The sequence below is a fragment of the Nitrospirillum amazonense genome (assembly GCF_007828035.1).
Lineage (GTDB): Bacteria > Pseudomonadota > Alphaproteobacteria > Azospirillales > Azospirillaceae > Nitrospirillum > Nitrospirillum amazonense.
This window is the reverse complement of the sequence record NZ_VITV01000011.1, coordinates 71735-92061: the sequence shown is the minus strand read 5'-3', so window position 1 is coordinate 92061 and position 20327 is coordinate 71735. Positions and strand designations below refer to the sequence as shown.

General features: G+C 67.1%; 19 protein-coding genes. 4 read left to right on the top strand and 15 right to left on the bottom strand.

The features are described from left to right. Nucleotides 1-4: 4 nt before the first annotated feature. Entirely contained in the window at nucleotides 5-1168 is a 1164-nt protein-coding gene (locus FBZ87_RS24185; RefSeq protein WP_211107162.1) for a glycosyltransferase family 9 protein, read from the top strand. Then, on the top strand, nucleotides 1168-2025 hold the full coding sequence (locus tag FBZ87_RS24180) for an alpha/beta hydrolase family protein (protein ID WP_211107161.1): 858 nt from the start codon (nucleotides 1168-1170) through the stop codon (nucleotides 2023-2025). The genes FBZ87_RS24185 and FBZ87_RS24180 overlap by 1 nt, the downstream gene beginning before the upstream one ends. Before the next feature lie 90 nt (nucleotides 2026-2115). On the opposite strand, the gene FBZ87_RS24175 is transcribed toward FBZ87_RS24180, so the two are convergent. After that, on the bottom strand, nucleotides 2116-3357 hold the full coding sequence (locus FBZ87_RS24175; RefSeq protein WP_211107160.1) for an AGE family epimerase/isomerase: 1242 nt from the start codon (nucleotides 3355-3357) through the stop codon (nucleotides 2116-2118). Nucleotides 3358-3569: 212 nt separating this feature from the next. Between FBZ87_RS24175 and FBZ87_RS24170 the strand changes: the two genes are divergently transcribed. Beyond that, nucleotides 3570-3782, top strand: coding sequence for a hypothetical protein (locus FBZ87_RS24170; RefSeq protein WP_145613156.1), 213 nt, complete (start codon nucleotides 3570-3572; stop codon nucleotides 3780-3782). Nucleotides 3783-3843: 61 nt separating this feature from the next. Here FBZ87_RS24170 and FBZ87_RS24165 read toward each other — a convergent pair whose 3' ends face one another. The 14 genes from FBZ87_RS24165 to FBZ87_RS24100 all read right to left on the bottom strand — a co-directional run bounded on the left by FBZ87_RS24165 (nucleotide 3844) and on the right by FBZ87_RS24100 (nucleotide 19462). Continuing rightward, nucleotides 3844-7038, bottom strand: coding sequence for an efflux RND transporter permease subunit (locus FBZ87_RS24165; RefSeq protein ID WP_145613155.1), 3195 nt, complete (start codon nucleotides 7036-7038; stop codon nucleotides 3844-3846). Nucleotides 7039-7090: 52 nt separating this feature from the next. After that, nucleotides 7091-8284 (bottom strand): efflux RND transporter periplasmic adaptor subunit, encoded by a 1194-nt coding sequence (locus tag FBZ87_RS24160; RefSeq protein WP_145613154.1) that lies wholly within the window; start codon nucleotides 8282-8284, stop codon nucleotides 7091-7093. 34 nt (nucleotides 8285-8318) lie between these two features. Beyond that, a complete protein-coding gene (locus tag FBZ87_RS24155; protein ID WP_246134568.1) occupies nucleotides 8319-9092 on the bottom strand; it encodes an alpha/beta hydrolase in 774 nt (257 codons plus the stop codon). Between the two features lie 261 nt (nucleotides 9093-9353). After that, nucleotides 9354-9563 (bottom strand): hypothetical protein, encoded by a 210-nt coding sequence (locus FBZ87_RS24150; protein WP_145613152.1) that lies wholly within the window; start codon nucleotides 9561-9563, stop codon nucleotides 9354-9356. 472 nt (nucleotides 9564-10035) lie between these two features. Then, nucleotides 10036-10479, bottom strand: coding sequence for a hypothetical protein (locus FBZ87_RS24145; RefSeq protein WP_145613151.1), 444 nt, complete (start codon nucleotides 10477-10479; stop codon nucleotides 10036-10038). A gap of 11 nt (nucleotides 10480-10490) precedes the next feature. Further along, nucleotides 10491-10919: a C40 family peptidase gene (locus tag FBZ87_RS24140; protein WP_145613150.1), complete on the bottom strand. Its 429-nt coding sequence runs from the start codon at nucleotides 10917-10919 to the stop codon at nucleotides 10491-10493. Nucleotides 10920-11015: 96 nt separating this feature from the next. Next, nucleotides 11016-12005, bottom strand: a complete 990-nt coding sequence (locus FBZ87_RS24135; RefSeq protein ID WP_145613149.1) for a LysR family transcriptional regulator — start codon at nucleotides 12003-12005, stop codon at nucleotides 11016-11018. Between the two features lie 79 nt (nucleotides 12006-12084). Next, nucleotides 12085-13584 (bottom strand): 5-methyltetrahydropteroyltriglutamate--homocysteine methyltransferase, encoded by a 1500-nt coding sequence (locus FBZ87_RS24130; protein ID WP_145613148.1) that lies wholly within the window; start codon nucleotides 13582-13584, stop codon nucleotides 12085-12087. 15 nt (nucleotides 13585-13599) lie between these two features. Further along, nucleotides 13600-14391 (bottom strand): phosphonate ABC transporter ATP-binding protein, encoded by a 792-nt coding sequence (phnC, locus tag FBZ87_RS24125; protein ID WP_145613147.1) that lies wholly within the window; start codon nucleotides 14389-14391, stop codon nucleotides 13600-13602. Next, the gene (gene phnE, locus FBZ87_RS24120; protein WP_186454955.1) at nucleotides 14391-15206 is read right to left on the bottom strand and encodes a phosphonate ABC transporter, permease protein PhnE; all 816 of its coding nucleotides are present in this window, start codon (nucleotides 15204-15206) and stop codon (nucleotides 14391-14393) included. Before phnE ends, phnC begins: the two co-directional genes overlap by 1 nt. 14 nt (nucleotides 15207-15220) lie before the next feature. Beyond that, a complete protein-coding gene (locus tag FBZ87_RS24115; protein ID WP_145613145.1) occupies nucleotides 15221-16105 on the bottom strand; it encodes a phosphate/phosphite/phosphonate ABC transporter substrate-binding protein in 885 nt (294 codons plus the stop codon). A gap of 22 nt (nucleotides 16106-16127) precedes the next feature. After that, a complete protein-coding gene (locus tag FBZ87_RS24110; protein WP_145613144.1) occupies nucleotides 16128-16490 on the bottom strand; it encodes a DsrE family protein in 363 nt (120 codons plus the stop codon). A 24-nt stretch (nucleotides 16491-16514) separates the two neighbouring features. After that, nucleotides 16515-16751 (bottom strand): sulfurtransferase TusA family protein, encoded by a 237-nt coding sequence (locus FBZ87_RS24105; protein ID WP_246134578.1) that lies wholly within the window; start codon nucleotides 16749-16751, stop codon nucleotides 16515-16517. 365 nt (nucleotides 16752-17116) lie between these two features. Further along, a complete protein-coding gene (locus FBZ87_RS24100; protein ID WP_145613143.1) occupies nucleotides 17117-19462 on the bottom strand; it encodes a TonB-dependent receptor in 2346 nt (781 codons plus the stop codon). Between the two features lie 314 nt (nucleotides 19463-19776). On the opposite strand from FBZ87_RS24100, the gene soxR reads away from it, so the two are divergent. Continuing rightward, on the top strand, nucleotides 19777-20250 hold the full coding sequence (gene soxR / locus FBZ87_RS24095) for a redox-sensitive transcriptional activator SoxR (RefSeq protein WP_145613142.1): 474 nt from the start codon (nucleotides 19777-19779) through the stop codon (nucleotides 20248-20250). The last annotated feature ends 77 nt before the right edge of the window (nucleotides 20251-20327 follow it).

The window sequence follows — 20327 nt, the reverse complement described above, 5'->3', positions numbered from 1 at the left end:
CGTCATGGACATGAAGGAACTTGAGCAGCAGGTCCGCCCCATGCTGATTGCGGGGCGGGGTGTCGAGGTCGAGGCAATGGTCCGGCCCCTGCTGGCCAGTGGTACCGGCCCCGTGACCCTGTGGGCTCTGCTGGCCCAGGCACTGCGCGTGCAGGGCCGGGTGCTGGAGGCCAAGCCCATCCAGGAGATGCTGGTGGATGCCCTGCCCGGGCACCTGTCCACCCGTTTCGACTTGGCGGAAACCCTGCTGCTGCTGGGTGAGTTCGATCGTGGCTGGCGTGAATACGCCTACCGCTACAGCCTGGCGCACACCACGCGCATCGAGCGCAAGGTGCAGCGCCCGCGCTGGGACGGCCGGCCCATCCCGGGCAAGACCCTGCTGATCCATGATGAGCAAGGCTATGGCGACACCTTCCAGTTCATGCGCATGGTCGCTTGGGCGAAGGAGAAGAGCCAGGCCAACGTCGTCCTGGAAATCAATCATGAGACGGCCAGCCTGGCGCGCCGCATGAAGGGTTTCGATGCCCTGACCCTGCGCGGCGAACTGCCCCCCTATTTCGATGTGCACGCCGAAATGATGAGCCTGCCCATGATCATGGGCCTGCAGCTCAGCCAGCTGCCCGGCGAGCCTATGCCGTATCTGTCGGCCCTGCCTGACCGGCGGGAGCATTGGCGCAAGCGGCTGGAATCCTACAAGGGCCTGAAGGTGGCCTTCCTCTGGGCCGGCCGTCCCACCCATTTCAACGACGCCAACCGGTCCATGGGGCTGGAGATGCTGGCGCCGCTGGCGCAGGACGGCGTCACCCTGTTCTCCGTGCAGAAGGGTCCGAAGGAAGAGCAGGCGCTGAACCCGCCGCCGGCGCTGGGCAAGCACGTCGTCAGCCTCAGCCCCGAGATACGGGATTTCGAGGACACGGCCGCCATCCTGATGGAAGTCGATCTGCTGATCTCCATCGACAGCTCGCCGGTGCACCTGGCCGGCGCGCTGGGCCGCCCGGCTTGGGTCATGATACCCCTGCTGCCGGACTGGCGCTGGCTGCAGAACCGTGACGACACGCCTTGGTATCCGTCCGTCCGCCTCTTCCGCCAGACGGAATGGGGGCAGTGGGGTCCAGTGGTCGATCGCGTGGCCAAGGCGCTGGCGGAGTTCAAGGCCAAGAAGGGCTGATGGGTATGCGGGCCCGCGCCCTGATGGCTCTGGTGCTGGCGGGCGGCTTGGCCGCCTGCTCCGGCATCCATGGCCGGCAGGAGCGGGGACCCACCCTGGCCCAGGGCGCCGGCTGGCACTGGGACTACATCGCGGCGGGCAGTTTCGACTTGGCCACGGCGGTGAAGCCTGGACCGGGTGGCGAAGTGTTGACCGTCTATATCGAGGGCGACGGCCTAGCCTACCTCTCGGCGCGGGAACCGTCGCAGGATCCCACGCCCACCGATCCCCTGGCGCTGCGCCTGGCCATGGGCCATCCCGGCACCGGGCCCGTCGCCTATCTTGCCCGGCCCTGCCAGTACGTCATGGAAACCCGCCCGCGCACCTGCCAGGTGGGCTACTGGACCAAGGCCCGCCTGGCGCCCGAGGTGGTGGACAGCGCCAGCCTGGCGCTGGACCGGCTGAAGGCCGATGCCCATGCCCAGCGTCTGGTGCTGGTGGGCTATTCCGGCGGCGGTGGCTTGGCGGCGGTGCTAGCGGAACGGCGCGCCGACGTGGCCGGCCTGGTCACCGTGTCCGGCAACCTGGACTTCGGCCTGTGGACCAAGACGCTGGATCTGACGCCGCTGTCGCAGTCTGTCGATCCCGTCACGGACGCCGCCAAGCTGGCGGGTCGCCCGCAGGTTCATTTCGTCGGTGCCGACGACAAGGTGGTGGACATCGCCATCGCCCAGTCCTTCGTGGCGCATCAGCCCACGCCTGCGTCCGCCTCCATCATCACCGTGCCCGGCCAGGACCACGGCTGCTGCTGGGCCGCTGCCTGGGCCACGCTTGCCCGGCGGCCGGAGATGAAGGCCATCCCCGGCTGGCTGCCCTGACGGGCCCTTTTCAGGGGCGATTCCTTTCAGGCAGCTTCCCTGCGAGGCTGGGATGCGGGAGACGGCCGTTCTGACGTCAGAACAAGGCCTTCAGCCCGGTTGGCCGGCCTCTGGGTGTCCAATGGCGGCCAACGCCCGGTCCAGTTCCTGGATGGCGCAGACGATGTGGTAGAAGCTGCTGGCGGGGGCTGCCTCTTCGGCGAAGGTGCCGTCCGGGTTCAGGCGGTCGCGCCACAGGCCCTTCACCGGCGTGTCGAAGTATTTCATCAGGCCGCGCCCGCCGTTGGCGGCCATGGTCCAATAGGTGTCGCTGCGGTCGGCGTCGTCGCGGGTGGCCAGGGCGGCCAGCACGGCGCACTTGATGCGTTCCGTCTGCGGCCACAGGCGGGCGACGGGGTCGTGGGGGGTCAGGTCGTCCAGCAGGGCGTTCATGGCTACCCCGCGCGCCGGGTCCACGCCCGGCCCTTCGCCCACGGCGATCATGCGCCAGGCGGCGTCGGACGCCGCCTTGTTGCCGGTCAGGGCGGCCCAGCGCAGCATCAGCCAGGACCATTCGAACTGGTGCCCCGGCTCGACGATGCGGCCGGGCGTGCCGGCCTGGGGCCGCCAGTCGCCGTCGAAGAACTCCTTCAGCCCGCCCATGTCGTCGTCGATGAAGCGGGTGAGCGCCAGGCCCACGATCTCTTCCGCCAGGTCGCGCCAGCCGCTGTCGCCGCCCTGCTCCATCCAGGCCAGCGACGCCTCCAGCATGTGCATGTGCGGGTTGGACAGCAGCGGCAGGGTGCGGGGATGGCTCTCCTCGAACCCGCCTTGGGCGTGGTGCAGGGTGTCCAGCAGCCGCTGGCGCAGGGCCACGGCCATCTCCTCCGCCCTGCGGTTCTCCGGCGTGGCGTTCTGCGCGGCGGCGAGCGCGAACAGGGCGAAGGCCTGGTCGTACAGCACCACGGTGTCGTCCAGGGCGGTGCCGTCCGGCGCCACCTTGGTGCGGAACAGGCCGTCGGGCCGGCGGTAATGGTTCAGGAAGAAGGTCAGGCCGTGCTCCGCCGCCTCGCGCACCGGGCCGTTCCAGCCGGACTTGGCGGCGACGGAATAGGAATAGACCTGGCGGGCCTGCACCCGGGCGCGGCGGGCGTCGTTGGTCGGCTTGCCGTCCAGGCCCAGCTTCTCATGGAAGCCGCCGTTCACCCGATCCGCCCCCACCTCCCACCACAGGGGATAAGCCTGCTCCACCAGCCAGGCCTTAAGCTGGCCGCGCACGGCGGCGGCGTCGGCCACAGCGCCGGTGGGGGTAGAGTTGGGGGTGATGGAGGATTGGACAGCCGCGTGCATCATGGTTCGCTTTCCGGTCCAGCCTTTGGGGAAGAAATGATGGTGACCATAAAAGCGCGGCTGCCTGCCGGCCAGCGCCAAGGCCGTGACCGGCCGTAATATTTCGGTGACCGATGGTCTGACCGCTCGGTGTCCGCTCATGGGGACGCAGGGAATCGCCGCGGAGAACCGTAAACGGCACGGTGGCTCGAGGTAATGTTGTGGGGAGTTCTGGCATGACACGACGAGCGTCCAAGAACATCTTCGTGGGCATGGCGATCTGCGGGATGGTCGGCGCGGTTACCACGATGCGGATCATCGAAAAGCCGCTTCTCTTCCGCTGGCTCATATCCGGGGTGCTGATCTGTTCGGCCCTTATCCTTTTGACCCCAGTAGTCTCGCGGGCACTCAAAAGGCGTGCCGATAAGAAAACGGCCCAGGTCCGGTGAAGGACCTGGGCCGCATCGTAACCGCCGCCTGTAGGGGGGGAGAGGAAGGCGGCGGGTGCGATCACTCGGCGGCGTGCTGCGCCGCGTGGCTGCCGATGGCCGGCTGATCCAGCTTCTCATGCGTGATCAGCTTGCCGCCCGCCAGCTTGCGCAGCAGGACGTAGAACACCGGCGTCAGGCCCAGGCCGAAGAAGGTCACGCCCAGCATGCCGAAGAACACGGCGACGCCCATGGCATGGCGCATTTCCGCACCCGGCCCCGTCGACATCACCAGGGGCACCACACCCATGATGAAGGCGATGGAGGTCATCAGGATGGGACGCAGACGCAGGCGGCTGGCCTCGATCGCGGCCTGGACGGGGGTCTTGCCGTGGATTTCCAGTTCACGGGCGAACTCCACGATCAGGATGGCGTTCTTGGCCGACAAGCCCACCAGCACCATGAAGCCGATCTGGGTGAAGATGTTGTTGTCACTGCCCGTCAGCCACAGGCCGGCCAGGGCCGACATCAGGCTCATGGGCACGATCAGCAGGATGGCCAGCGGCAGGGTCAGGCTCTCGTACTGGGCGGCCAGCACCAGGAAGACCAGCAGCACGCTGATGGGGAACACCCACAGGGCGGAGTTGCCGGCCAGGATCTGCTGGTAAGTCAGGTCCGTCCATTCCAGCTTGATCCCCCGGGGCAGGACCTCATGCGCGATCCGCTCCGCGGCGGCCTGGGCCTGGTTGGTGGAATAGCCGGGGGCCGGGCCGCTGTTGATGTCGGCGGCGGTGTAGCCGTTGTAGCGCACCACCATTTCCGGACCATAGGTCGGGCTGACGCTGACCAGCGACGACAGCGGCACCATCATGCCCTGAGCGTTGCGGGTCTTCAGCAGGCCGATGTCGTCGGCATGGGCGCGGAAGGGGGCGTCCGCCTGCACCCGCACCTGGTAGACGCGGCCGAAGCTGTTGAAGTCGTTGACGTACAGCGAGCCCAGGTAAATCTGCATGGTGTCGAAGACGTCGTTGACCGACACGCCCAACTGCTTGGCCTTCACCCGGTCCAGGTCCACGTTCAGCTGCGGAACGTTGATCTGGTAGCTGGAGAACGTCGGCCCCAGCTCCGGCGTCTTCATGGCCTTGGCGATGAAGTCGTTGGAGGCCTTGGCCATGGCCTCGTACCCCAGGGCGCCGGTATCCTCAAGCTGCAGCTTGAAACCGCCCAGGGTGCCCAGGCCCATGACGGGCGGGGGCGGGAAGACGGCGATGTAGGCGTCCTTGATGCCCGCGTATTCCTTGCGCAGGTTGGCGGCGATCTCGGCGGCCGAGATGTGGCCGGGACGATCGTCGTAATGTTCCAGCGGGACGAAGACGATGCCGGCGCTGGAGCTGTTGGTGAAGCCGTTGACCGACAGCCCGGGGAACGAGACCGCATGGGTCACGCCCGGCTGCTTCATCGCGATCTCCGACATCTTGCGGATGACCTCCTCCGTGCGGTCCAGCGAGGCGCCGTTGGGCAGCTGGGCGAAGGTCACCAGGTATTCCTTGTCCTGGGCGGGCACAAAGCCGCCGGGCACGGTGTTGCCCAGGAAGACGGTGGCACCCAGCAGGGCGACATAAATGCCGACCATGATGCCCTTGTGCCGGATGACGCCGCCCACGCTGTTGCCATAGGCCTGGGACCCGCGGTGGAAGACCTTGTTGAAGCCCCGGAAGAAGGGGCCCAGCACGGTGTTCATGCCGCGCGTCAGCCAATCCTGGCCGTCATGGTGACCCTTCAGCAGCAGGGCCGCCAGGGCGGGGGACATGGTCAGCGAGTTGAAGGCGGAGATGACGGTGGAGATCGCGATGGTCATCGCGAACTGCTTGTAGAACTGGCCGGTCAGGCCGCTCATGGCCGCTAGCGGCACGAACACGGCCACCAGGGTCAGGGCGATGGCTATGATGGGGCCGCTGACCTCGCGCATGGCCTGGTAGGTCGCTTCCTTGGGCGACAGCCCCGCCTCGATGTTGCGCTCGACGTTTTCCACCACGACGATGGCGTCGTCGACCACGATGCCGATGGCCAGCACCATGCCGAACAGCGATAGCGCGTTGATGGAATAGCCGAAGGCCAGCAGCAGGGCGAAGGTGCCGACGATGGAGACGGGCACCGCCAGCAGCGGGATGATGGACGCCCGCCAGGTCTGCAGGAAGACGATGACCACGATCACCACCAGGGTGATGGCTTCCAGCAGGGTGTGGATCACCGCGTTGATGCTGGCGCGGACGAACTGCGTCGGGTCATAGACGATGCGGTATTCCACGCCGGGGGGCATGTCGGTGGCCAGTTCCGCCATGGTCTTGCGGACCTCGTCGGAAATGGCCAGCGAGTTGGCGCCCGGCGACTGGTTGATGGCCATGGCCACGGCCGGCTTGTTGTCCAGCAGCGCCCGCAGGCCGTATTCCGAGGCGGCCAGCTCGATGCGGGCCACGTCGCGCAAGTACGTCACGCCGCCATCGGCCGTGGTCTGCAGGATGATGTCGCCGAACTCCGCTTCCGTCTTCAGACGGCCGCGGGCGTTCACCGACAGCTGCAGGGGCACGCCCTTCACCGACGGGGACGAGCCAATGACGCCCGCCGCCACCTGGACGTTCTGGTCACGGATGGCCGCCACCACGTCCTCGGCGGTCAGGTTGCGCTGGGCCACCTTCTGCGGGTCCAGCCAGACGCGCATGGAATAATCGCCCGAACCCCAGACCTGCACCTGGCCCACGCCCTGGATGCGCTCCAGCCGGTCCTTCACGTTCAGGACGGCATAGTTGCGCAGGTAGGTCATGTCATAGCGGTCGTTGGGCGAGATCAGGTGCACCACCATGGTCAGGGTGGGGGAGCTCTTGATCGTCGTGACACCCAGGCGCTGCACGTCCTCCGGCAAGCGCGGCAGCGCCTGCGAGACGCGGTTCTGCACCATCTGCTGGGCCAGGTCGGGGTTGGTGCCCAGCTTGAAGGTGACCGTCACCGCCAGGTTGCCGTCGCTGTTGGCCTGCGACTGCATGTACAGCATGTTCTCGACGCCGTTGATCTGCTCTTCCAGCGGCGCCGCGACGGCTTCGGCGATGACCTTGGGGTTGGCGCCCGGGTATTGGGCGTGCACCACCACGGTGGCGGGCACCACCTCGGGATATTCCGAGATGGGCAATTGGAATACGGATATCAGGCCGGCCACGAAAATGGCCACCGACAGCACGCCGGCGAAAATCGGCCTATCGATGAAGAAGCGGGAGATGTTCATGGCTGTTCTCTAAGGGAACGGGCGTTCATCCAGGCACCTCGGGGGTTACGCCTCACAGGGCGGAACCGGCGGCGGTCTGCCGGGTCTGGGCGGCGGGGTTCTCGCCCGCCATGGCGACGTTCTTGGGCTTCACCGCGTCGCCGGGGCGGGCGAACTGCACGCCGTTGACGACGATGCGCTCCCCGGCCTTCAGGCCCTTGGTGATGACGCGCAGGCCGTCCTGCATGCCGCCCAGGGCGACCTCGCGGTAGGCGACCTTGTTGTCGTCACCGACCACCAGGACGTACTTCTTGTCCTGGTCGGTGCCGATGGCGCGGTCGTCCACCAGCAGGGCCTCATGCGGGCTGCTGCCGCCGACCTTGATGCGGGCATACAGGCCGGGAACCAGCAGGCCGTCCGCGTTGTCGAACTTGGCGCGCACGCGGATGGTGCCGGACACGGTGTCCAGGTGGTTGTCCACATGCTCCACCGAGCCGGTCCGGGAATAGCCGTCCTCGGTGGCGAGGCCCAGCTGCACCGGCGCGGTGCCATCCTTCACGCTGGCGATGTAGCGCAGGTAGGTCTGCTCATCCACGTCGAAGGAGGCGTAGATGGGCGAGACGGAGACCAGCGTGGTCAGGGGCACGCTGGCGGCACCGGCGGCCACGATGTTGCCCACCGTGATCTCCGCCCGGGAAACGCGGCCGTCGACGGGGGCCACCACGCGGGTGTAGCTGAGGTTCAGGCGCGCCACCTCCAGCGCCGCCTCGGCTGCCTTCACGTCGGCGGCGGCGGTGCGGGCGGTGTTCTCGCGATCGTCCAGGTCCCGCTGGGGGATGGCGTTGCTGGTGATCAGCTTGCGGGCGCGCTCCAGGTCCGTGGTGGCGAAGCGCAGGCGCGACTGCGCCGACGCCAGCGCCGCCTCGGCCCGGTCAACCTCCGCCTGGAAGGGCCGGGGGTCGATGGTGAACAGCAGGTCGCCCTTCTTCACCAGGGCGCCGTTCTTGAAGTTCACGGCCACGATGGGGCCGGAGATCTGCGGACGGATGTCCACATGCTCCACAGCCTCCAGCCGACCGGAATAGCTCTGCCAATCGACGACGGTGCGGGCCAGCACCGGGGCCACATCCACCTCGGCCGCCGGCGGGGCGGCAGGGGTGGAGGCGGCCTGGGCGCCGGAGGGGCCGTGCAGGAAAAAGCCGCCGATGGCGACCAGGGCGACGCCGGCGGCCAGCGCCAGCACCAGCTTCGTGCGCGTGTTGGACATGAATGATACTCCTTGAGACGGCGTTGGCGGGGCGTTACAGGCGACGCCCGAGAAAGTTGGCGATGGCCGCCAGAGCCGCGGGATTGGCGGCCAGGTCGGCATGGGAAACGCGGGGGAAACGGGTCACCTCGGTGGGCACGCCGGCCCCGATCAGCTGACCCGCGTACTTCTCGGCCTCGACGTGCAGCACGTCGTTCTGGGCCGTGACGATCAGCGCCGGGGGCAGGCCGGCCAGGCGCCGGGACTCCAGCGGCGCCGCATAGGGATGCAGGCGCTGCGCCGCTTCGGGCAGATAGGCGCGGTAGCACTTGGCGCAGTCGGCGATGGTGATGTCCGAACTCAGCAGCGTCTCGTCCCCCACCCGGGTCAGGCTGGGGTCCAGCATGGGGCCGATCAGCACCTGCGCCTTCAGCGGCACGTCGCCCTGGTCACGGGCGATGAAGGTCAGCGAGGCGACGATGTGCCCGCCGGCGTCGTACCCGGCCACGCCCAGGCGGTTGGCGGCGCCGCCGAAGTCCTTGGCGTGTTCGGTGGCCCACAAGGCGGCGCGGTAGGCGTCGCCGGGGGCGGCGGGGAAGGGGTGGGCCGGGGCCAGGGAATAGCCCACGGAGATGACGAAGGCCGGCGTATGCGTGGCGATGAAGCGCGCCGCCGGATCGGCATCGTCCAGCCCGCCCTTGGTGAAGCCGCCGCCGTGGAACACCAGCACGACCGGCAGCGAGGGCCGCAGGGTCTTGCGCGCCACGGCCGGACGGTACAGGCGCAAGGTCACCTCCTGGGCATAGCCCGGGATGCGCGTCTCGCACACGGACACCTCATCCGGGCCGCTGGCGGTTGTTTCACAGGGATTATGGCGCGATGGCCTGGACATTTCACACGGACGCGGGCGCGTCCCTCCTGGTTTATGACAGGGTGGACTGTATGAGGGGTGCCGCGGCGAATAAATAAGTGTTTCGCTGCTACACAATTCGGATTGCCAGAACAATCGCGCCATTCGGAGACGGCGACGCGTACCGCGGCCGGTGCGCTGCGGTACGCATAGGGCGAATTGTCAGGGAGAGGGCGGTACTCAGAAACCCCGGAGCATGACGCCGATGAAGGGCAACAGGTCGCACAGCGCAAGTCCGGCGAACAGCGACAGGCCGGTGCCCATGGCCGCCAGGACGGCCAAAGTCATGCGAGCGTCCGGGGTCAGCAGGTGGCTGGAGGCAGGCGCCTCCCCCACCAGTGATGTGGGAAGCGTCAGGCTGTTCTGGACATCAAAGGTCGGTGCGGCCATCGAACGAACTCCTCACGAACGGGTGACGCCAGGCATACGCCAGGAACTGCGGCGGTCGCGTCCCGTTTCCCGCCGTCAAATCGGCGCGGATGCGGGCGGCGGTATCGGCCGCGGGTTCCGGCAATGACGCCGGCATCAGGCAAGGGGCGGCGCGACCGATGGCTGCCAAGACCAAGGGTCACGCCAGGGACAACGCGTCCGCGCCCCTCTCCAATGGAAAAGGACGATCAGGCCGCGAGACTAGGTTGGGGCCCCGAACGGGGCGGTTTCGCGAAGGGCGGACCCTCGGAGCATCCCTTGGATCCGGGCCGCCTACCGGTCCGTGACCGGCACTGCAGCAACGGTTCCATCATAGCGAACGCCGCTCTAGGCGGAATACGCGATAATGCGAATAGTCTGTTTAGAAAAAACCGTATAATCGGGGCATTGGGGGCCGCAATGCCGCGAAGGAGGCTCCGCTACGGGGCTGGACCTACTTGAGGACCAGAACGGCACCAGCTTCATAAAACAAATAAGCCTTCTGTGCATCAACGAAGGCGAAGGCACCGACATTGCTCCCGTCACAGCGGATCCAGCCGTAGGTGGCCTGGGGCTGCGGAAAGGCTGGCCATTTCCAGCTGCCGCCGAAATGTTGGCCGAGGTCGGCGACCGGCCGGGACTTGATGTCGTCATAGTTCAAGGCGTGTGTACAATCCTCGGCGAAGGGATCCGTCAGCGCGTCGGCCTTCATGACGACCTGCAGGCCAATGGCGGATGACAGGAGTGCCCGATCCTGGGTGGTCGCCCCCTCGATGGCGGTGACGGTCCAGGTCTTCTGCCAGAACGGTGCAGCCGGCTGGGCCCCCGCCGGCTGAGCTCCCGCTGGCAAGCCTAGCGACAGGGACAGGAGGACGCTCAACGCAGGGATCGACTTCATGGACGGTGACCTCAACTGATGGCTTTCACCAGCCTGATGAAGAAATGCGGTTTCTTTGACCAAAAGAAGTCATCCAGCGACACGAGGGCTACGCCGGTCGATGATTGCGATCCGATCCAGTGCGTAGTGTCGTAAACGATGCCGACATGATCGTATGGAATCTCCGGGCCCTTGCGGAAGCAAATGAGATCGCCGACCTCCGGGGTGCCCGTTACCGCAATGAAATTGGGGCTGCTGAAGATGCTGTTGGCGGTCATGAAGGTGAGGCCCCGGGACGGATACGCCTGCTGCAGCACGTACATCGTGAAGCCGGAGCAATCGAAGCCGTTCGTCGTGTGGCCTTCCCAGGTGCAGGGCTTGCCCTTGGCCTGGTCCCACACGCTCTTGGCGACAGTGGCAATCTTGGCGTCGCCGGGACCGATAGCTAACGTGGCACTCATACCTTTCTCCGCACCGATCTATTCCCTTTGCCAGTTAGGGTAGATCGGCGTGCGGGGCTGGCAATGCCTGTCCCAAGGGCGTAGCCCCATGGAAGGTCAGGCGCAGATCAGGCACTTCTCCTCATCCTCCACGTCGACCGTGACCGGGGCTGGGGGCTTTTCGGGGCAGAGGGTGGCCTGGCCGTTGAACAGGGGGCAGCTGTCGAACAGGTCGGCCACCCAGTCCACGAACACCCGCACCTTGGGCGACAGGTGGCGGTTATGGGGATAGACGGCGGAGATGGGCATGGGCTCAGGCTTCCACCGGGGCAGCAGTTCCTTCAGCTGGCCGGACAGCAGGTAGGGCTTGGCCATGAAATAGGGCGGCTGGATGATGCCCAGCCCCTCCAATCCGCAGGTGAGATAGGCGTCGGCGTCGTTCACGGCCACCGGGCCGGCGGCCTTCACCTCCTGCACCTCGCCCTCCACAATGAAGGACAGGTCGATGATCTTGCCGGTGCGGCTGTGGAAATAGTTCACGGCCTGGTGCCGCTCCAGATCCTCCAGCGTTTCGGGCACACCGTAGGCGGCGATGTAGGCCGGGCTGGCGCAGGTCACGCCCTGGAATACGCCCACGCGCCGCGCGATCAGGCTGCTGTCCTGCAGATGGCCGACGCGCACCACGCAGTCCACGCCGTCCTGCACCAGGTCCACCGGCCGGTCGCCCATGCCGATCATCAGGTCGATGTCGGGATATTGCCGGCGGAATTCATGGACGCGCGGGATGATCAGCAGCCGGCCGATGGCGCCCGGCATGTCCACGCGCAGCTTGCCGCGCGGGTTCTTCTTCATGTTGGCGAAGGAGGACTCCGCCTCGTCGATGTCGGACAGGATGCGGACGGCGCGCTCGTAATAGGCGGCGCCGTCGGGGGTCAGGCTCAGGCGCCGCGTCGTCCGCTGCAGCAGGCGCACGCCCAGGAAACCTTCCAGGTTCTGGATGATGGTGGTGACGGACGCGCGGGGCAGGCCCAGCGTGTCCGCCGCCTTGGAGAAACTGTTCACTTCCACGATGCGGGTGAACACCTGCATCGCCTGCAACTTGTCCATGGAACCCACCGGTTTTCACACGATCCGGAACAATGTAGGTAATTGGACGGTCCGGTTCCAGGTTCGCGGTGACGGGCCGTCAGCGGAAGCGCGCCGCCCCGCGCGCGATGGCGGCCAGCTTGTCCTGCGCCGTGCCGCCGGCGCAGATGGGGTTGTCGGCGAAGGTGGCGAAGCCGCAATCGGGGTGCAGCAGCACCCGTTGCCGCCCGAACAGGTCGATGGCGTGCCCGATGCGGGCCGCCACCGCGTCCGCATCCTCCACCGCCGCGTGCTTCTGATTGACCACGCCGACCCCCACGCGGGCGTCCTGCGGCAGGGCCTGCAGGATTTCCATTTCCCCGGCGCGGGGTGTGCACATCTCCAGCAGATAGGCGCCGACCCTCACCTGGGCCAGGGTGGCGACCAGGGGGGCGTAGCTGCCGGACAGGGCCACGCTTTCGTCCGGCGTCCAGTTGCCCCGGCAGACGTGCAGGGCGGTACGCTCGCGGGGGAAGCCGGCCAGGACGGCGTTCAGCAGGTCGCGGGCGAAACCCAGCTCATGGTCGGGCCCCAGCGATTCCGAGAGCGCGCCGCACATGAAGCTGCGTTTGTTCTTGGCACCGGCGAACACCACTTCCGACAGCACCGGCTCATCGAATTGGACCAGCGTGGCCCCGGCGTCCAGTACCTCCGCCAGTTCTTCCCGCAGCACCCGCACGATGTCCTGGGCCAGGGCCTCGCGGCTGGCATAGGCTTGGTCGGAAATGCATTCCATCCACATGGTGCGGGTCAGCAGATAGGGGCCGGGCAGGGCCACCTTCACTGGCTTGGCCGTGACCGTGCGGGCGAAGTCCACCTCGTGCGCCACCAGGGGGCGGGAACGGACCAGCGGTCCGAACACCGCTGGATGGCGCACCTCGCCCGCTGGAATGTCCAGGGCCCGCAGTTCCGCCTCGAACTCTTCGGGATCGTCCACCAGGGGCAGCAGGTCGGTCAGGGGAATGAGCTGGCAGTTGTCCAGCCGGCTGGCGACGAAGCTGGCATAGCTGTCACGCCGCTGCTCCCCATCCGTCACCACATCCACGCCCGCCTTTTCCTGGGCGGCGATCGCCAGCCGCACGGCGTCGTCGGCGGTCTCATGGAAGGCCTGCTCCGGCAAACGGCCCTCGACATAGGCATGCATGGCCTCGGTCATCCACCGCGGCCGCGGCCAGGATCCGATGCCCATGACCGCTAACTCCGGCAGGAGTGGCGCCGCCACCGGCTCGCGCCGCCGGGCGGGGGTGACGGGCGCTGTGACCATCGGTGCCGCCGGCTTGGGGGATGCCGCCGTCCGTTCCGCCAGGGCGCCCTTGCACACCAGGAAGCTGCGCTGGCGTCCCGTCTTGGTCCAGGACACCAGTTCGTTGCGGGTCATGCGGCACCAGGCCGGCAAATCCTCGTCCACCGACACCTCGGACGACAGGATCTCCAGCAGGCCGCCACGCGGCAGCGGGTCGATATGCTTGCGGATCAGCAGCAGCAGGCCGTTGCCGCAGTCAAGCTCCCCCCCGTCGAAGGAGACGTCCGGGCTGTGGGCGTGGCGGGCGATGGGGTCCATGGGGAAGCTGTCCGATCAATTGCCATAGAGACGCGCGGCGGCGGCGGCGTCGAAAAGACTGGCGGGCAGGTCCGCCATCACCCGGCCACCGGCCAGGCCGATGATGCGGTCAGCGGCGGCGCGGGCCAGGTCCACCTGATGCAGGCTGCATACCACGCCAACGCCGCCATCGTTGCCTTGGGCGTCGCGCGCGATGTCGCGCAACAGGTCCAGCACTCCGGCGGCCGTGGCGGGGTCCAGGCTGGCCACCGGCTCGTCGGCGACGATGAGGCGCGGGCGCTGGGCCAGCGCCCGCGCGATGGCCACGCGCTGCTGCTGGCCGCCGGAGAGGGTGTCCGCCCGCTGTCCCGCCTTGGCCAGCAGGCCGACGCGGTCCAGGCACTCCAGGGCCAGCAGGCGGTCGGCGCGATCGAAGCGGTGTGACCAGCCGCGCCAGGCCGGCACATGGCCCAGCCGGCCGGCCAGCACATTGTCCAGGGCCGTCAGCCGGCCCACCAGGTTGAACTGCTGGAACACCACGGCCACGTCGCGCGCCAGGCGCCACCGGTCGCGGCCGGCGGCCCGCGCTATGTCCTGCCCCCCCACCCGCACGGACCCCGCATCGGGTGGGGCCAGGCCGGCCAGGCAGCGGAACAGGGTGGTCTTGCCCGCGCCGCTGGGGCCCAGCACGGCCACCACTTCACCCGCGCGCACGCTGAAGCTGACATCCGCCAGGGCGGTATGGCCGTTGAAGGCTTTGGCCAGGCCGTCCGCGCGCATCAACGGTTCCGCGGGATCGACGTCAACACGGGGAAGCGGCGCGTCCATCACGCCAGCCTCCGGCGCAGCCAGCCGGAAAACTGGTCCAGGGCCGTAACCACCACCAGGATGACGGCGATGATGGTGACCAGGCGGGGGAAATCCAGCAGATCCATGCTGTTCTTCAATTCCTGGCCGATGCCGCCGGCGCCCACGACGCCCAGCACGGTGGAGGCGCGGACATTGAACTCCCACCAGAACAGGGCGGTGGACAGCATGACCGGCGCCACGTCGGGCACCAGGGCGTAAAGGATGGCCGTCAGCCGGCCGGCACCGGTGGTGCGCACGGCCTCCAATGGGCCCAGATTGGCGCTTTCCAGATGGTCGGCGAACTGCTTGGCGGCGCTGCCCCAGGTATGCAGGGCGATTCCCAGCACGCCGGCGAAGGGCCCCAGGCCCACCGCCGCCACGAACAGCAGGGCGAAGACGAAGCTGTCGATGCCGCGCAACGTGTTCAGGAACCAGCGCGCCGGATGGTACAGCCGTGGCCAGGGCGTCAAGGGGCGGCTGGCCAGGATGGCCATGGGCAGGGCCAGCAGCACTGCCAGTGTGGTGCCGATGGCGGCCATGGCCACGGTCTCGGCTGTGCGCAGCGCGAACAAGGGCAGCTCATGCAGGTCAGGCGGCCAGGCCGTGGCCAGCCAGCGGCCCAGCTTGGGCAGGCCCACCGCCAGCTTGTGCAGGTCGATGCCTGCCAACCGCCAGGATATGGCGTAGAAGGCCAGCAAGGCGGCGCAGATCACCCACAAGCGCAAGCGGCGGGCCGTGAACCCCCGGTCCGCCGCCTCCATGCGCCGTAGCGCCTGTTCCGCCCCGCTGGTCATCAACCTGTCCGATCTCAAGCCTTGGCCTTGATCTTCCCCAGCGCCAGCCCCGCCTTCTCGATCATGTCGTAAGAGGCATGGGTGGCGGCCACGAAGCCCGTGTAGCGGTTGGGCAGCAGGGCCTTGGCCTGGTCCACCGTGATGGCGGTCAGGATCTTGCGCACCTGGTCGCCCATGCCGGCTGGGGCGTTGGCCGGCAGGACGATGGCGTCGTTGGGCAGGGGGTCGGAGGTCCAGACGATCTTGTTCGCGTCCTCCTTCACCTTGCCGCTGGCGATCATGGCGTTGCGGTTGCGGTCAAAGTCGGTCGCCAAATCCACCTGGCCGGAGCTTACGGAAATCTCGTTGGCGGCGTGGGTCGCGCCTTCCGTGTAGGTCCAGAAGGTCTTGGGATCGATCTTCCAGACCTCCTTGGCGTAGTAGCTGGGGATCAGCCAGCCGGAGGTGGAGCCCACGTCGGCGAAGGAGATGGTCATGCCCTTGGTGTCGTCCGGGAACTTGGCGACCTTCAGGTCCGGCCGGGCGATGATGACGCCCAGGTAGGTGGGCTTCTCGTCATACTTGACCGTGGCCACCGCCTGGCAGCCGGTGGCGTTGTTGGCGATGATGTAGCCCCAGGGCCCCATCCAGGCCAGGTCCAGCTGGCCCGAGCCCATGGCCACGGCCATGCCGGCCCAATCGGTGGTGGCCACCAGCTCGAAATCCACGCCCAGTTCCTTGGCCAGGTGGGCGAACAGCGGCATGTAGGCCTTCTTGGTGTCCTCCGGCGAGGGCAGCAGCGGCCCGATGCCGAAGCGCAAGGTCTTGCGGGCCTGCGCCAGGGCCGGCGTGGCCAGGGCGGCGGCGGCCAGGCCGGTGCCCGTGACGATGCCCCTGGCGATGAACGTCCTGCGATCCATGTGCGTATCCTTGTCCCCGGGGTCAGTAGCTGACGCTGGGGGCGCCGTCGCTCATGAACTCCACCAGCTTGGCGCCGCCCACGATCTTGGCGCCGGGGACCAGCTTGCCCTCGTCCAGGCCGCGCTTCTTGAAGCAGGGGGAGCAGACATAGATGGTGCCGCCGGCGGCGGCGAAGTTGGCGATCAGCTCCCTCAGGGGGGCGAAGCCTTCCTCATGGATGTCGTCGGCATAGCCCGCCTGGGACAGGCGCGTGCCCTCGATGGACAGGAACACCACCGTCTCCTTGTCGGACGCCACGGCGGCGTTGGCGATGACGAAGGCCACGGTGGCCTTGTCGGTGTCGTTCTTGGCGCAGCTTAGGGAAACGACGAATTTTCCAGGCATGGTTACTCTCCGGTGAAGGGGGGCTCACGGCCAATCGGGCCGGGAGCGGATCCAGAAGCTGTGGGTGGCGGGGTCGTGGCGGATCAGCGTATTGCGGGTCATGCGGCACCAGGCCGGCAGATCCTCTGGCGCGCCGCCGTCATGGGCGATGACGCGCAGCACGGCGCCGGGCATGGCTTTCAGCCGGACGCGCAGCAGCATCACCAACTCGCCGCAGCCCATGTGGCCGGCATCCCAGGTGTCGCTGTCCATGTCACGCATCTCCGCCACGCCAACCGCTTTCCGCCCATGCCCGACCCGGACATGAACCGCCGCGCATGCGCCCAGGCGCACGCGATCCCATGAGGATTCCTGAAGGGAAGGAGCGTGTGACGGCCACGGACGTCCCCGTGGTCACACGGGCATCGGGCCAGCCCGGACCGGGCATGACGTGGGACCGAAACGCTCAGCGATCACCCTAGGTTAGCGCCGGGACGGGCGTCAAGGCGCGGCGGCCGTCCGCCCGGTACCGGGCCCTGTTCGGCGGTGTTTTCTTATAAAAAGGTGTCAAGGATACAAGGCGTAAAGGAAAGGGCCGGCACGCGGACGTGCCAGCCCCTCGCGTCAAAGCCGCTGAGACGGCGGGCTTAGAACCCGGCCTTCAGGGTGACGAAGAACTGGCGCGGGGCCAGCGGGTAGATGGCGTAGGTGCCGGAGGCCGAGCCCACGGTGATGGTGCTGGCCGCCTTCTTGTCCATCAGGTTGGTGACGTTCAGCGCGATGGAGGACGACTTCACGCCTGGGGCGATCGCGCCCAGGTCGTAGCTGGCTTCCAGGTTGAACTGCCAGTAGGAAGGGACCCACAGGTCGTTGGTGTAGGTGGCGTAGCGCTTGCCGTAGTACTCGCCGCTGACCTTGGCGCCGAAGGCGCCGTAGTTGCTGCTGACGATGAAGCGGTTCATCCATTCCGGATCGCCGGGGATCAGCTTGCCGGCGGTTTGCACGGTGCTGGCGCCGCTGACATAGTTCTGGTCGTACTGGGAGTGGTTGTAGGACAGGGCATCGTAGACCGAGAAGTGGTCGCCCAGGTGCACGGTGGCGGCCACGTCGACGCCGTCGGTGGTGACGCTACCCACGTTCTGCAGGATGCCGACGCCGCCCACGAAGCTGGTGAGGGTGGCGTTCGGGCTGATCAGCAGCTGACGATTGCTGAAATCGACGTGGTAGTAGTTGATCTGGCCACCGATGCCGGTGATGAAGCCCAGGTCCACCGGGTGGTCGCCGCGCCAGCCGGCCTCATACGTCCACGAGGTTTCGGGGTTGCCGGTCCGCTTGAACAGGTCGAAGGCCGCCTGGCTGCCCAGGCTCCATGGCGAGGCGCCGCCCAGGCCATAGGTGATGTACTGGCGCAGGTTCTTCTGGATGTTGAAGAAAAGCTGGTCGTTGCTGGTGATGTCCCACAAGGCGCCGACCTGCGGCAGGAAGCCTTCCTTGGTGTCGATTTGGCCCTGCGGCAGGTTCACGGTGGTGCCGCTGTAGGAACCGGACAGCGGCTGCACCGGCATCTTGCCGTCGGCGAACTGCAGGCTGGCCTTGAAGCCGGCCTGCAGCTTCACGGTCGGCAGCACCTGCCACTGGTCCTGCAGGTAGGGCTGGATCACGTCGTTGGTGATCTTGCTTTCCACCTGGGTGAACAGCGCGTTGTCCGGCACGTCATAGGGCGTCAGCGGGTTGGTCAGCGACAGCTGATACCAGCGCCGGGCGGTGGTGGTCTCGTTATGCTCCCACCACACCCCACCTTCGATCTGGTGGTCGCCCAGGGTGTAGGTGGCGTTGGAACGCACGCCTTCGCGGTCGATGGTGTACTCGGTGGTGCGCACGCCGTAGCCGGTGTTGCCCAGGATGGTCTTCAGGTTCTGGCCCGGGTAGTAGACGTTGAACACCGAGGCGGCGCCGCTGATCGGCAGGGCCACGATGCCGCGGCCGTCGTCATGGTGATAGTAGACTTGGTTGTGCCAGACCAGATCGTCGCTGAACTGGTAGTCATAGCTGACGTAGCCCAGGTAGTCGGTACGCTGCGCCGCGCTGAAATAGTTGGAATAGTTGGCGCCCAGGGCCGCCGGGGTGTTGCCCTTGGCATCGACGTAGGTCAGCGCCTTGGCCAGGTCCGGGTACAGGAAGGGGCGGGTATAGGGCTGGTAGGCCTGGTTGGCGGCGATGGAGGTCGCGTCCTCGTTGGGCTCGACCTTGTCCGACCAGTCGAAGAAGGCCTTCAGCGTGCCCTTGTCACCGGCGTGCACGAACTTGCCGTTGACCTGGTAGCCGCCCTGCTGGCCGTTGAAATCCCAGGCGCGGGAGTCCTGGCGCACGAAGGAGACGTAGCCGCTGTTACCGCCGCCCAGGTCGCCGGTGTCGATGCGGGCGAAGGTGCGGAAGGTGTCGTAGCTGCCGAACACCTGCTCCACCTGCGCGCCGGCGTCAGCCTTGGGGTCATCGGAGAACACGGCCAGCGTACCGCCCAGGTTGCTGGTGGAGGCGGTGCCGAGGTCACCGGCGCCCGACGCCAGGCTGATGCGGCCGATGTTCTCGCTGATGATCGCGCGCTGCGGCGACAGGCCGTTGTAGTTGCCGTAGGACTGGTCGCCCAGCGGCACGCCGTCCAGGGTGTAGCCCAGCTGCTGGGCGTTGAAGCCGTGGATGTAGAGCGAGGAGTTCTGCTCGTTGTTGCCCCACGGGTCGGCGTTCTGGAAAATGACGCCGGGCAGCATGTTGATGGCCTTCACCGCATTCACGCCGGGCATGATGGCCTGGATCTCGCGGGTCGGCAGTTCGATTTCCGACGCGGAGCGGCGGGACGAGGTGACGATGACCTCCTGCATCTGATCGGTGTCGGCGGCGACCGCGTCGGGCGCCTGCTGCGCCGAGGCCGGCAGGGTCAGGCCAGTCATCAGCGCCAGGGCGGCGGCCGATGCCAACAGGTGACGGATTTGCATTTCTTTCCCCCAGGGCTGCGAAATTGCTGGGGTAATAGCCACGCTACCGCAGTGCGGCAAATTAAGATTTGATTTCAAAATGGGTGCGGCGATATTACAGGATCATGTAGGTTATACTTACAACGAATGGTTTCTGACCGCCGTGATTATGCCTTAAGGGCAATATACTGCACAATTGACGCGGTGGCGAGATGCCGCAGACGCGAAAGGCGCTTGCTGGCGGGCGGTGGCGCCCGTCCTGTCGTCGCATCCTTGCCCCGTTTATCGGTGGGCCCTATAAAACCTCATCCATTGTTCAGGTTCAGGTCCACTCCATGCCCGCTCAGCCCAAGCTGAAACGTGAACTTTCCGTGGGGGAGGTGGCGAGACGCGCCGGCGTCGCCGTCTCCACCCTGCATTTCTACGAGTCCAAAGGCTTGATAACCGCCAGCCGCAGCACCGGCAACCAGCGCCGCTATCCGCGAGAGGTGCTACGCCGCATCGCCATCATCCGGGTGGCTCAGCGCGCCGGCATCGCCCTGGCGGACATCCATGCCGCCCTGGGCACCATCCCGGACGGGCGCACCCCCACCCAGGCCGATTGGCGCCGCCTGTCAAGCGGCTGGAAGGACATGCTGCAGCAGCGTATCGACAGCCTGATGCAGCTTCGCGACCAGTTGGAAACCTGCATCGGTTGCGGCTGCCTGTCACTGGGCGACTGCCCCCTGCGCAACCCCTATGACCGCTTGGGCGCCGATGCGGCGGGCCCTGTGCTGTTGCAGCTGGGTGTGGGCGGGGCAGCGGAGTGAGGCGACGGTGGTCTTACGGCAACATCAGGCGGACGTTGCTTGCCGCAACACCGTGCTCAAAGTGGCGAGCGGCAGGC

Excerpts from the sequence above, each read along its gene's own strand:
- FBZ87_RS24165 (WP_145613155.1), bottom strand. The coding sequence starts at position 7,038 with ATGAACATCTCCCGCTTCTTCATCGATAGGCCGATTTTCGCCGGCGTG.
- FBZ87_RS24175 (WP_211107160.1), bottom strand. The coding sequence starts at position 3,357 with ATGATGCACGCGGCTGTCCAATCCTCCATCACCCCCAACTCTACCCCC.
- FBZ87_RS24150 (WP_145613152.1), bottom strand. The coding sequence starts at position 9,563 with ATGGCCGCACCGACCTTTGATGTCCAGAACAGCCTGACGCTTCCCACA.
- FBZ87_RS24105 (WP_246134578.1), bottom strand. The coding sequence starts at position 16,751 with ATGCGTGACATGGACAGCGACACCTGGGATGCCGGCCACATGGGCTGC.
- FBZ87_RS24170 (WP_145613156.1), top strand. The coding sequence starts at position 3,570 with ATGACACGACGAGCGTCCAAGAACATCTTCGTGGGCATGGCGATCTGC.
- phnE (WP_186454955.1), bottom strand. The coding sequence starts at position 15,206 with ATGACCAGCGGGGCGGAACAGGCGCTACGGCGCATGGAGGCGGCGGAC.
- FBZ87_RS24135 (WP_145613149.1), bottom strand. The coding sequence starts at position 12,005 with ATGGACAAGTTGCAGGCGATGCAGGTGTTCACCCGCATCGTGGAAGTG.
- FBZ87_RS24185 (WP_211107162.1), top strand. The coding sequence starts at position 5 with ATGGACATGAAGGAACTTGAGCAGCAGGTCCGCCCCATGCTGATTGCG.
- FBZ87_RS24160 (WP_145613154.1), bottom strand. The coding sequence starts at position 8,284 with ATGTCCAACACGCGCACGAAGCTGGTGCTGGCGCTGGCCGCCGGCGTC.
- FBZ87_RS24115 (WP_145613145.1), bottom strand. The coding sequence starts at position 16,105 with ATGGATCGCAGGACGTTCATCGCCAGGGGCATCGTCACGGGCACCGGC.
- FBZ87_RS24110 (WP_145613144.1), bottom strand. The coding sequence starts at position 16,490 with ATGCCTGGAAAATTCGTCGTTTCCCTAAGCTGCGCCAAGAACGACACC.
- phnC (WP_145613147.1), bottom strand. The coding sequence starts at position 14,391 with ATGGACGCGCCGCTTCCCCGTGTTGACGTCGATCCCGCGGAACCGTTG.
- FBZ87_RS24100 (WP_145613143.1), bottom strand. The coding sequence starts at position 19,462 with ATGCAAATCCGTCACCTGTTGGCATCGGCCGCCGCCCTGGCGCTGATG.
- FBZ87_RS24140 (WP_145613150.1), bottom strand. The coding sequence starts at position 10,919 with ATGAGTGCCACGTTAGCTATCGGTCCCGGCGACGCCAAGATTGCCACT.
- soxR (WP_145613142.1), top strand. The coding sequence starts at position 19,777 with ATGCCCGCTCAGCCCAAGCTGAAACGTGAACTTTCCGTGGGGGAGGTG.
- FBZ87_RS24180 (WP_211107161.1), top strand. The coding sequence starts at position 1,168 with ATGGGTATGCGGGCCCGCGCCCTGATGGCTCTGGTGCTGGCGGGCGGC.
- FBZ87_RS24130 (WP_145613148.1), bottom strand. The coding sequence starts at position 13,584 with ATGGACCCCATCGCCCGCCACGCCCACAGCCCGGACGTCTCCTTCGAC.
- FBZ87_RS24145 (WP_145613151.1), bottom strand. The coding sequence starts at position 10,479 with ATGAAGTCGATCCCTGCGTTGAGCGTCCTCCTGTCCCTGTCGCTAGGC.